The organism is Runella defluvii (assembly GCF_014195535.1).
GTDB lineage: Bacteria > Bacteroidota > Bacteroidia > Cytophagales > Spirosomataceae > Runella > Runella defluvii.
Genome location: NZ_JACIBY010000003.1, coordinates 307,718 through 319,650 on the forward strand (window position 1 = coordinate 307,718; position 11,933 = coordinate 319,650).

Sequence of the window (11,933 nt, forward strand, 5' to 3'; positions counted from 1 at the left end):
CTATGGCATTGAATTACATTTGGGCGGCATTTTTTGTCGTGGCGTTCGTGGTGGCGTTGCTAAAGTTAATCTTTTTGGGCGACACCGAAATTTTCAAACTCATGGTGGAGGGGATGTTCGACTCGGCCAAAGTGGCCGTGATGGACATTGCGCTGCCATTGGCGGGGGTGATGACCTTCTTTTTGGGGATTTTAAACATCGGTGAAAAAGCGGGAGCCATCAACTTCATGGCACGAATCATTGGGCCGTTTTTTAATAAGCTGTTTCCCGAAGTTCCTAAAAATCACCCCGCAAATGGGCAGATGATTATGAACTTTTCGGCCAATATGCTGGGGCTAGACAACGCCGCTACGCCTTTTGGTCTCAAAGCCATGCAAAGTTTGCAGGAGCTGAATCCGTCCAAAGACACGGCTTCCAATGCCCAAATCATGTTTTTGGTTCTGCATACCTCTGGTTTGACCATCATTCCGTTGTCGATTATGGCGCAGCGGGCGATTTTGGGGGCGAAAGACCCTTCAGATATTTTTATCCCGTGCTTGATTGGTACGTACGTGACGACGCTGGTGAGTATCCTGATTGTAGGCTCTTACCAACGAATCAACCTATGGAATCGAACGGTCATCGGTTGGTTAGGGGGAATTACGTTTGCGATTGCCCTGCTTCTTTGGTATTTATCAGGTCTGTCGAAAGAAGGGCTTGAAACCTTTTCAAAAATAACGGGAAGCCTGATTTTGATGTCAATTATCGTTTCGTTTCTCGTGGGAGGGCTGGTGCGGAAAGTCAATATTTTTGATACCTTTATTGAAGGGGCAAAGGTAGGCTTTGAAACTTCCGTTAAAATTATGCCTTATCTTATTGGCATGTTGGTCGCCATTAGCGCCTTTCGCAATGCGGGTGCCATGAGCTATTTGATAGACGGCTTCAAATGGGTAGTGGGGTTGATGGGCGTCAATACCGATTTTACGGAAGCACTTCCCGTGGCACTAATGCGGCCACTCAGTGGAAGTGGAGCGCGGGCGTTGATGATTGATAGCATGAAGCAATTTGGCCCTGATTCGTTCATTGGTCGATTGGTGTGCATTTTCCAAGGTTCGACCGATACTACTTTTTACATCGTTGCCCTCTATTTTGGATCCGTAGGAATCAAGAACACCCGCTATGCGATTGTCGCGGGGCTTATCGCTGATTTTGTAGGGGTCATTGCGGGGATATTACTTGGCTATTTGTTCTTCTATGAGTAAATGACGTGAAAGTCAGGTTGTGAGCAACCTGACACACATATTGCGTGCGTCGGGGTGCTCACACCCCGACGAGTCTTTTTAACATGGGTTGATACCATCATAAAAAAAGTCAGGTTGTGAGCACCCCGACGCACATATACTGCACTCTTAACAAGAAATTTTCCCTACGCGAATTGCGTGGCGACCACCTTCAAACGCAGTATTTAAAAAGAGATTAACGCACTCAAAAGCGACTTCCTGGCTGATAAAACGCGCAGGAAGGCAAATGATGTTGGCATCGTTGTGCTGACGTGCAAGTTCTGCCAAAGGCATGTCCCACACCAATGCCGCACGAATTCCTTGGTGCTTGTTGGCCGTAATAGCCACGCCTTGCCCGCTGCCACAGACAAGTACACCTTCCTCAAATTCACCACTTTCTACAGCGAGTGCGACAGGGTGCGCAAAGTCGGCATAGTCGGCGGAGTCGGCACTATATGTACCAAAATCTTTTACTTCATATCCTTGTTGAATAAGCCAATCTACCAACGGTTGTTTTAGGGGGAAACCTGCGTGGTCGCCTCCAATTGCAATTTTTTTAGCCATTTATAGAACTATTTTTAGAAAAGTTTTCGTTATTGTAATCCCTACCGCAAAGGTACGGATGTCTTCATTAAGAACAACCCTAAAAAACCAAAATGAGTATGTCAGAATTTGAAGCATTGAATGAAGAAGATCGGATTCGTGTAGCATTTGAAGATCGCAATTGGAACGAAATAAAAACAGCCGATTCTTGGGTAATATTTAAGGTACTTGCCGAGTTTGTAGAAGGTTTTGATAAGTTGGCAAAAATTGGTCCATGTGTGTCAATCTTTGGTTCGGCCAGAACCAAGCCAGATCATCCTTATTATAAAATGACGGAAGAAATCGCGGCCAAATTGGTGCGCCACGGATACGGTGTGATAACAGGCGGTGGCCCAGGTATCATGGAAGCGGGTAACAAAGGGGCGTTTGAACAAGGTGGAAAGTCGGTAGGATTGAACATTGTACTGCCGTTTGAACAGCATTCAAATTTGTACATCGACGCCGACAAAAATATCAACTTTGATTTCTTTTTTGTTCGGAAAGTGATGTTTGTCAAGTACGCTCAGGGCTTTGTGGTAATGCCTGGAGGGTTCGGAACGTTAGACGAACTTTTTGAAGCCTTGACCTTGATTCAAACCAAGAAAATTGGGCGTTTCCCGATTGTGTTGGTGGGAAGAAGTTATTGGTCGGGACTGATTGATTGGATAAAAGACACCATGCTGGAAACCGAACGTAATATTAATCCTGAAGACTTAAAACTGTTTAGCGTGGTGGATACCGCCGAAGAAGCAGTGAAAGTCATTGACGATTTCTACGCTAAATACTTGCTCAAACCTAACTTTTAGGGTTACTTTGGTTCTGTGGATTACCCACAGAACCATTTTTTTATTATGCCCATTCCCGAGCCAACGTCCCAACCAACCCCTACGCTTCACAAAGTCATCACAACGCCCCAACTCTGGGCCATTGCCGTTGGGCTGGTCGTATCGGGTGTTTATTTTGGTTGGAATTACGGCTGGGCCGTCGCAGGTACGTTGGGCTTTTTGGTGGCAACGCTCATCGTCACCGTTTTTTACCTAACGTTTATTTTTAGCTATACCGAACTCACCGCCGCCATTCCCGAAGCAGGTGGGGCATTTAGTTATGCCTTTCGAGCATTTGGCCCTGTCATGGGCTTTGTGGCGGGGTTTGCAACGTTGGTCGATTTTGTCATGGGGCCTCCTGCTATCGCGTTTGCATTGGGTGGTTACGCCCATTTTTTACACCCCGATTTGTCGGTGATGGGCGTGGCTGTTGGCACTTACGTTGTATTCATCGCAATCAACCTCTTCGGAATGCGCGATTCGGCCAATTTCTCTTTGATTATCACGGCGTTGTCAGTAGTGGAACTGCTTGTATTTATGGGGTTAGTTTGGCCGTTTTACAAAACCGAAAATTTTTTGGCGCACAATCCTCCAATTACTGCTGGAGGGGTTTTTGAAGCCTTGCCTTTTGCTATCTGGTTTTACGTTGCCATCGAGGGCGTTGCCATGGTCGCAGAAGAAGTAAAAGACCCCAAACGAACCATTGCCAAAGGGTATATTTTGAGTATTCTGACGCTCGTTATTCTGGCCTTGGGGACGATGGTGTTGAGTGGCGGGGCTACCGATTGGCGGACGTTGATTGACATGGATTATCCATTGCCAGAGACGCTTTCCATTACGTTGGGGAGAAATAACGCGTGGACTAAGCTTTTTGCAAGTTTAGGGCTATTTGGACTCCTCGCTTCCTTTCACTGCAATACGATTAGCTATTCACGGCAAATTTATGCGTTGGCGCGTGAGCGCTATTTGCCTCAGAAATTAGCCACTTTAAATCAACGTTTCCGAACCCCTCACTGGGCATTGTTAGCGGGTGGAGTTGTGGGCTTGGTGGCGCTTTTTGTGGGTAAAACGGACGAAATTATCATTTTTTCAGTACTTGGGGCAATGGTGATGTACCTGACGAGTTTACTGAGTTTGTTTCGTCTGAGACAAACTGAGCCGCAATTGGAAAGACCCTACCGAACACCTTTTTATCCGTGGGTACCTCTGTTGGCGTTGGGGCTTGCGGTGCTTTGTTTAGTCGCCATTGTGTATTACAACCTGTACCTAAGCTCGCTGTTTCTGGGGATGCTTGCCGTTGCGTTGGGTATATTTATGTGGACGCGCAAAAGGAATAAGTAGCATTTTATTCTTCGTACTCGCTTCGGTAGGTATTCATAAAGCCGTACAAATACCGAAAAGTAATGCCAAATTGGTACGTCATTGGTTTTAATGCGGCAACAGATGTACTTTGAGCAATACGATTGACAAAAAGTTCGGTGCGTGACTCAATACTTGAGGAAGGAGCAAGGGTAGCTCGACCGTAGGCAACAATCTCAAAATGCTGAGAAATTCGTCCGACAAACTCCAAATTTCCTTCCCATTCGAGTTTGGCTTTGCCCGTCGTGTAAGAATAATTTTCAACGATTAGCGTATCAAATTGGGTTCGCGAACCACTCACCCGCGCCAGCCCTGCCAAATCAAACTGATTGATTTGGGTACGATTTCGGGTGGGTGTCCAGACGAATCCAGTCCCAACGTACATGCCCGATTTTTTTTGGATTCTGCCAAGTCGAAAAACCCGCCACTTGAAGCGGAGAGGAATGCTATGTTGTAAATCTTCTATTCGATAAACAAAAGGACGCGCGCTATTGATGGCCAATACCATGCGCGAAGGATTGCGAATATAACCCGTTTCGATACCCCATTGGAGGTGGTGTAAGTAGCCAAATTGTGCTGCCGCGTATCCATCAATGACCGATTTTTGAAACCCAATAAGCCCTGTCAACGAACTACTGAGATTAGTCCCCATCCATTTTCCGCCCCCTTCGAGACCCATATACCAATGGTTGTCAACTTTTATCAGATCTGGGTGGTTAAAGATAATCGGACTACTCTTTCTTCGGGGAGTGTAATAGTCTTCGATTTGTGCGTAAGAAGCAGGAAGGAGGGTTGCCCAAAACAAAACAAAGAATAGAGTTCGCAGCATTTGGTTCGTTGATGGATGTTGTACAATATTACGATTCCGTGCGGAACTTCGTTGCAAAGGTGGGTTGTTTTATCGTTATTCGCGCAATTATGAAAGTGATATTTCCACAAACAGAAATAGTGTCTCCGTTCAAAGTAGGAGATAAAGTACGGGTTCATATTGCAACCCTCTACAAAAAACCGCCCTATGAGGTGATTGAAGGGACAGTGTATCAAGTTCGGGTGGCGTTTCCGTTGCTCTGGGCAACCAAAGCAAACGTTGAATTTGAATTGGCAGAACTCACATTTCGTTACGGGGTATTGCCCGATACAACCAATTTTCCTAAAATGAAAGAAGTTGAAAATCAACTTTATGACTTGCCCGAAGTGTGTTTAGAAGAATGTGGGTAGAAAAATAGTACAGTTTAGACGAGATTACAAGATTCATGGCTTTTTATAAAGGACTTATTTTTGAGAGTTTAGCAGCGTTACGAAGAGAAGCATCGACGGCAGTGCGGCAGCGAGGGAATGATATTTACCGAAATGGAGGGGTGAAAATGACGTCCTTCAACGGGGATTATTATGGGGCTAAATTTGAAGTTGAAAGCCAGTCTAGTTTTGAAAAATATGAATTAGAACTGGTCAACCTCGACGATGCCGAGGGCGTTCAAAGTTATTGCGATTGTCCCTCAGAGCATTATCCTTGCAAGCACGCCGTGGCGGCGTCGTTGGCGTTAGATGAGTACCTTGAGCGTGACAATAAAAAACCGAAAGCGTCGGTGCAAGACCTGCAAAAGGTGATCATTGACCTGACCAATGGTAAACGCCCACAAGCGCCAAAAGTGATTGAATTTCAGGAGAAAGGGATACACTCTATGGCGGATATTACCCTCGAAATGCCGTCGCTGGAGGAGCATTATATTCAACGGCATTGTTCTCCACAACACTGGACGGGGCGGCGTCATTATTTGAATGTGTTTTCTGTTTTGAAAGAAAACGACTCTGAGACGCTGGATGTGTATGTGAAAAAAGACGGACGATATGCCGTGACGGTGAAGCGTTTGGAAAAAGGGCGTGTCCATCTGTCGTGCAGTTGTGAGCAAAAGCTTCGCACGCCTTTGTGCGAACACATGATGGGGGCATTGGTTTGGTTAAAAATGCAATACGGTGCTCATTACCTCGAATCGTTGCGGGATTGGGGCCCCGAAAAGAACGCTTTATTGGTGCGTTATGGATACACCTTGGAAGATGATTTGGAGGGAAAGTTTGATTTTAAATTCAATCCAAAAGGGGAGTTAGAAATTATTTTGTTGGACAAAAGCATTCAGCCCATTGAGGGGGTGGAATGGAACAATATTCTAAAAAATACCCTGCCTGTGAAGCCCAATAGCCCTTTTGTCCCCGTAAATGCGGGCAAAGAGCGGTTGGTTTACGTGTATATTTTTGAGCAATTTTCGGTAAAAACCTTGCCCTTTATGCGCCTGGAAATTGCCAAAGGAAACCTCAATGCTAAATCAGGCAAAGTAACGAACGTCACCCGAAGTACGTGGGGCGACAAGGAACGACCAACTACCCAAACGGAAGATTTAGAAATTATCAAAACCAGTCGTTTGTTGGAACAAGAGTTTTTGCACGAAACCCTTCGCCAACGTGGACATAAAATCTCCGCCAATTCTTGGAACTTGAACTACACCAGCGAAGCCATCGACGAAGCCTTGGAAATTACGGGCAAGGTGTTGGAGAAGTTGTTTCCGATGTTGGTGGAAAAAGTGGTTCGGGTCAACAAAAAAAATGACAGTTACGGAAATACAGGCCATGCGGTAAAGGTGACAGAAACACCGCTTGATTTGCATTTTAAACTCTCTCGGACGGGGCAGGAGACTTTGTTGGAGGCGTTTGTGGTGCTACCAACGGGAGAACAAATTTCTTTCCAACAATTACAAGATGTCGGAACGTACTGGCTGGTCGTGCTGCCTGATAACCTACTATGCCGTTTTCGGTCAACGGCGGCGGCCAAAGTAGCACGCCATTTCTTGGAATTGGGCGGAGCTATTCGCCTACGAAGTGTACGAGACGATGACTTTTTTAATGGGTTTGTGATTCCACTGGCCGACCAGTTTTCGTTAGAGTTTGACAAAGGTCAATCCATTACCCAGGCCGATTTAGAATGGCAAGAAGGTCGGGTGTATTTGAAGGAAGTCGAAGATAATTTGCTGATAATCCCCGCTTTTATTTATTCCAGCGACGATGAAGCGTCGATAGAATTGCCGCGAGATTTTCGGCAAGCACGCGTAAATGCTTATAAAAATACTGTGCAAATTCAGCGGCGTGACCGAGATGCGGAAGAACAGTTTGTGCAATTTTTGCAAAGCCAACATCCTGATTTTGCCCATCAAACGGACGAATATTTTTATTTGCCTGCCGATTCGGTGTTGGAAAATGGCTGGTTGTTTCAGTTTTATGAAGCCTTGAACCAACATGGCGCCAAACTTTTTGGCTTCAATAACCTCAAAAAATTCCGATACAATCCCAACAAGGCGACCTTCAAAATCAAGAATTCGTCGGGTATCGACTGGTTTGATTTGCAGATAGAAATTTCGTTTGGCGAACAGGTTGTCTCCTTGGCCCAAGTACGAAAAGCTATTTTAAAGAAACAAAATTACGTTGAGTTAAAAGACGGTTCGTTTGGCTTATTGCCCGATGAGTGGGTTGCGCAGTACGCCCAGTTGTTTCGTTTTGGCAAAGTGGATGACAAAAAAGACACCCTCCGCTTGTCGAAACAGCATTTTACAATTTTGGAACGTTACAAAGAGTATATCGAAAATCCGAAATTGCTACGTGAACTAGACGATAAACGGGAGAAGTTGCTTGATTTTAGGGCTATAAAAGACATTGCATTACCTAAAAATGTGCAAGCTCAGTTGCGCCCTTATCAAGAAGAAGGCTACAAATGGCTCAATTTCTTGGATGAATTTGGCTGGGGAGGTTGCTTGGCCGATGACATGGGATTGGGGAAAACGTTGCAGATGCTGACGTTTTTGCAAGAACAAAAAAATCGTTTCCCGAAAGGGGTGCATTTGGTGGTAGTGCCCAAAACCTTGATTTTTAACTGGCAAGCCGAAGCCGCTAAATTTTGCCCTGAATTGCGTTTGTACGTCCATACGGGGCCACAAAGAACCAAAAATACGCGCGTTTTTAACAAATACGACATCATTTTGTCCACCTACGGCTCCGTGCGTTCGGACATAGAGTTGTTGCAGGATTTTCGGTTTCATTACGTGATTTTGGATGAAGCACAGGCCATTAAAAATCCTGACTCGATGATTGCGAAGGCGGTGAAATTGATTAATGCCAAAAACCGCTTGACGATGACAGGGACGCCCGTCGAAAACAACACCTTTGATTTATACTCCCAATTTGATTTTCTAAATCCTGGTTTTTTGGGGGCAGAAGATTTCTTCCGAGCCGAATACGCAGTATTAATTGATAAATACCAAGACAAAACACGTGCTGCGGAGCTACGCCGAATGGTATATCCATTCATGCTAAAACGTACCAAAGAAGAGGTGGCCAAAGACTTGCCAGAAAAGACAGAAACGGTGCTGTTTTGCGAAATGGACAAACGTCAACGCAAAGTTTACAATGCCTTTAAGGACAAATACCGTGATTTAATTGCGGGAAAAATGGACGAAGTGGGCCGCGAACAGGCGTCGTTCTTGATTTTGGAAGGATTATTAAAACTACGTCAAATTTGTGATTCGCCCGCCTTGCTTTCCGATGATGAAGATTATGGCAACGATTCGGTGAAGCTGGACGAAATTGTCCGAGAAATTGAAGAAAATGCTTCTGATCATAAAATTGTCATTTTCAGTCAGTTCTTGAAAATGCTTGACCTCATCAAAGTAAAACTCGAACGCGACCGAATTCCTTACGAATACTTAGACGGCCAGACCAACGACCGTGCCGAACGGGTAAATCGTTTTCAGGGAGATGAAGCCTGTCGGGTGTTTTTGATGAGTCTAAAAGCAGGGGGCATTGGGCTGAATTTGACGGAAGCCGATTATGTGTATATCGTAGATCCGTGGTGGAACCCCGCCGTGGAACAACAGGCGATTGACCGCGTTCACCGCATTGGCCAAACCAAACGGGTTTTTGCTTATCGGATGATTTGCAAAGACACCATCGAGGAAAAAATCATGCAACTCCAAGAACGAAAACGCGCCTTGGCCGATGATTTGATTTCGACCGATGCAGGGTTCTTGAAAAAGCTGGATAAAGACGATATTTTGCAGTTGTTTAGTTAAAACCTGCCGTGCAGCTGGTTACTCCTAACTTAAAATGTGCAGCTGGTTACTCTTAACCAGCCTCATAGAAAGAACAAATGGAAGTGGGTTGCTCACAACCCTGAGAAAGTAAACCTTCGGCATTTTGAGGTTGTTAGGGTTAGAATGAAGGAAGAAACTGCTTTTCTAAACGAATCAATTTTACACTCTTTTCAATGAAATCCTTTTTTCACTACCTCAAATTAGCCCTTGTGGCCATTCCCTTGTTGGCATTTCAGCAAGACAAACCGCTCCGAATTGTTTTCTTTGGCGATTCGATTACCCAAGCTGCCGTTAAACCTGGTGGCTACATCGTTAAAATGGGTGAAATGCTTGAAAAACAAGGACTAAAGGATAAATATGAGCTAATTGGAGCGGGAATTGGAGGGAATAAAGTATATGACCTTTACTTGCGCTTGGAAGACGATGTGTTAGCAAAACAACCCAATATTGTGGTGATTTACGTAGGGGTAAACGATGTTTGGCACAAAGCCTCATCGGGAACAGGTACTGACCCTGATAAGTTTGTTCGCTTTTACGAAGCATTGTTGAAGAAGTTCAAAGCCGCCAACATTCGGGTGGCTATGTGTACACCCGCCGTCATTGGTGAGCGCACCGATTTCTCCAACCAACAAGATGGAGATTTGAACCGTTATTCACAATTGATTCGCGATTTGGCCAAAAAACAAGGCTTGCCTTTGATTGACCTTCGTAAATCGTTTTTAGACTATAACCTAAAAAATAACGCCACCAACGACGAAAAAAATATCCTCACAACCGATCGCGTTCACCTCAACGACGCTGGAAATCAGCTCGTAGCGGACGAAATGTGGAAAGTGTTGAAGGGAATGTAAAGGTGAATGTCGATTGTCGAGGGTAGAATGTCGAATGAGCTCGCCCCGAAGTTAGCAACTTTAGCACATTTTACTGAATCATAAAATTATGGGTGGGCGGCGACCCAAATTTCGCCGTCTTCAAAAAATTCTTTTTTCCAAATCGGTACCGTTTCTTTTAAGGTATCAATCGCAAATTGACACGCTTCAAAGGCAGCCTTTCGGTGGGCGCAGGCAACGGCAATAATGACTGGAACCTCGCCGATGGCAAGCACGCCCACGCGATGATGTATCGAAATCTTTAACACTGGCCAGCGACGCACCGCTTCTTCGGCGATTTTCTGCATTTCTTTGATGGCCATGGGGGCATAAGCCTCAAATTCTAGCCGTAATACCTGCTTCCCTTTGGTTTGATTACGAACCGTGCCGACAAAAGTGACAAGTCCACCCGCATCGTCAGAAAGAACGTATTGATAACAGGCATCAAGTGAAAGTGGCGCGTCGGTGAGTTGAATATCTATCATTGGGTGAAAAGCTTAACAAAATTACTCGGCCTCAAAAATAGTCAGTTCATCCCAACTATTTGCCGTTTCCCACAATTCTGACCAAGAAAAACACTTTTTTAAAGCGTCTTTTGTTACTCATCCATTGTCAAAATTGTAATTTCCCCTTCTAGCTTTATGAACCGATTACCAGCCATTCTCCTCACAATAGGCTTTTTTTTTCTGTTGGATTTGTACGTTTTTCAGGCCGTAAAAACCCTTTCTCGCGCTAGTTCACTAGAAACCCGCCGACTCATTTCAACCATTTATTGGGCTATTCCCGTGGCAAGTTTAGTGGTTTGGATTGTCACTCAGTTCATCATTCCGCCCGATTCCCTTTCAAGAACCACGCGTCAACTCATCTGGAGTGCGTTGTTGATTCCCTATTTTGCCAAATTTTTTGGCATGTTTTTACTCCTTATCGACGATGTCGTACGTTTTGGAAAATGGGTGGTCAGTCTCTTTCAATCACAGCCACCAACAACTGCTCCCGTCGTGGACGCTCCTACGATTCCTCGTTCGGAGTTTTTGATGAAATCTGCTTTGGCCGTGGCAGGTACGACGGTCGCGGGATTTACCTATGGTATCATTTCGGGAGCGCACGATTACCGCATTCGCCGCGTTCGGGTTCCTGTTAAAAACCTGCCAAAAGCGTTTGAAGGAATAAAAATTGCCCAGTTGTCGGACATTCACTCGGGGAGTTTTTTTAACAAAACAGCCGTTCAAGGCGGTGTCGATATGTTGATGGCCGAAAAACCCGATTTGTTTTTCTTTACGGGAGATTTGGTCAATAATACCGCCGATGAAGTAAAAAATTACATTGATATTTTCAAAAAAGTAAAAGCACCATTGGGGCAATTTTCGGTGTTGGGAAACCACGATTACGGCGATTATTACCAGTGGCCTTCGGTAGAAGCTAAAATAAAAAATCTCAATGATTTGAAAGATGCGCACCGTTTATTGGGCTGGGATTTACTCCTAGACGAACACCGCGCCATTAAAGTGGGTAACGAGCAAATTGGCTTGTTGGGGATTCAAAACTGGGGAATGGGTGGTTTTGCCAAATACGGAAGTTTGGAAAAAGCCCACCAACGTACCGACGATTTTTCCGTAAAATTGCTTTTATCGCACGACCCAAGCCATTGGAACGCCCAAGTAACTTCGCAGTTTAAGGACATCGACGTTGCCTTTGCGGGGCACACCCACGGAATGCAATTTGGGGTAGAAGTAGGCGGTTTTCAATGGAGCCCCGTGCAGTATCGATACAAACAGTGGGGTGGTTTATATACCCAAGGCGACCAACATTTATACGTCAATCGCGGTTTTGGGTATATTGGTTATCCAGGTCGAGTCGGTATTTTACCCGAAATTACTTTAATGGAATTAGTGAGTGCATAACCAATCA

The 11,933-nt window shown here is 45.0% G+C and carries 10 protein-coding genes; 7 read left to right on the forward strand and 3 right to left on the reverse strand.

Annotated features, from left to right (window positions below; all coding sequences use genetic code 11):
- Positions 1-2: 2 nt before the first annotated feature.
- Positions 3-1,241: a spore maturation protein gene (locus tag FHS57_RS08815; RefSeq protein WP_183972632.1), complete on the forward strand. Its 1,239-nt coding sequence runs from the start codon at positions 3-5 to the stop codon at positions 1,239-1,241.
- Between the two features lie 147 nt (positions 1,242-1,388).
- On the opposite strand, the gene rpiB is transcribed toward FHS57_RS08815, so the two are convergent.
- Positions 1,389-1,823 carry a ribose 5-phosphate isomerase B gene (rpiB, locus tag FHS57_RS08820; RefSeq protein ID WP_183972634.1) on the reverse strand — a complete coding sequence of 145 codons (435 nt, stop codon included), beginning with the start codon at positions 1,821-1,823 and terminating at the stop codon, positions 1,389-1,391.
- Between the two features lie 98 nt (positions 1,824-1,921).
- Here rpiB and FHS57_RS08825 point away from each other — a divergent pair, with 98 nt between their 5' ends.
- On the forward strand, positions 1,922-2,647 hold the full coding sequence (locus FHS57_RS08825; protein WP_122930653.1) for an LOG family protein: 726 nt from the start codon (positions 1,922-1,924) through the stop codon (positions 2,645-2,647).
- 45 nt (positions 2,648-2,692) lie between these two features.
- Positions 2,693-4,006, forward strand: coding sequence for an ethanolamine permease (gene eat, locus FHS57_RS08830; protein WP_183972635.1), 1,314 nt, complete (start codon positions 2,693-2,695; stop codon positions 4,004-4,006).
- Positions 4,007-4,010: 4 nt separating this feature from the next.
- Here eat and FHS57_RS08835 read toward each other — a convergent pair whose 3' ends face one another.
- Positions 4,011-4,703, reverse strand: coding sequence for a hypothetical protein (locus FHS57_RS08835; protein ID WP_221225578.1), 693 nt, complete (start codon positions 4,701-4,703; stop codon positions 4,011-4,013).
- Between the two features lie 239 nt (positions 4,704-4,942).
- Here FHS57_RS08835 and FHS57_RS08840 point away from each other — a divergent pair, with 239 nt between their 5' ends.
- The 3 genes from FHS57_RS08840 to FHS57_RS08850 all read left to right on the forward strand — a co-directional run bounded on the left by FHS57_RS08840 (position 4,943) and on the right by FHS57_RS08850 (position 10,007).
- On the forward strand, positions 4,943-5,242 hold the full coding sequence (locus FHS57_RS08840) for a hypothetical protein (RefSeq protein ID WP_183972639.1): 300 nt from the start codon (positions 4,943-4,945) through the stop codon (positions 5,240-5,242).
- Between the two features lie 35 nt (positions 5,243-5,277).
- Entirely contained in the window at positions 5,278-9,135 is a 3,858-nt protein-coding gene (locus tag FHS57_RS08845) for an SNF2-related protein (RefSeq protein ID WP_183972641.1), read from the forward strand.
- 194 nt (positions 9,136-9,329) lie between these two features.
- On the forward strand, positions 9,330-10,007 hold the full coding sequence (locus FHS57_RS08850) for an SGNH/GDSL hydrolase family protein (RefSeq protein WP_183972644.1): 678 nt from the start codon (positions 9,330-9,332) through the stop codon (positions 10,005-10,007).
- An 86-nt stretch (positions 10,008-10,093) separates the two neighbouring features.
- Here the strand turns inward: FHS57_RS08850 and FHS57_RS08855 are convergent, their stop codons facing one another.
- Complete coding sequence (locus tag FHS57_RS08855) at positions 10,094-10,510, reverse strand: molybdenum cofactor biosynthesis protein MoaE (protein ID WP_183972646.1); 417 nt, start codon at positions 10,508-10,510, stop codon at positions 10,094-10,096.
- A 156-nt stretch (positions 10,511-10,666) separates the two neighbouring features.
- Here FHS57_RS08855 and FHS57_RS08860 point away from each other — a divergent pair, with 156 nt between their 5' ends.
- Positions 10,667-11,926 carry a metallophosphoesterase gene (locus FHS57_RS08860; RefSeq protein ID WP_183972648.1) on the forward strand — a complete coding sequence of 420 codons (1,260 nt, stop codon included), beginning with the start codon at positions 10,667-10,669 and terminating at the stop codon, positions 11,924-11,926.
- Positions 11,927-11,933 lie beyond the last annotated feature (7 nt).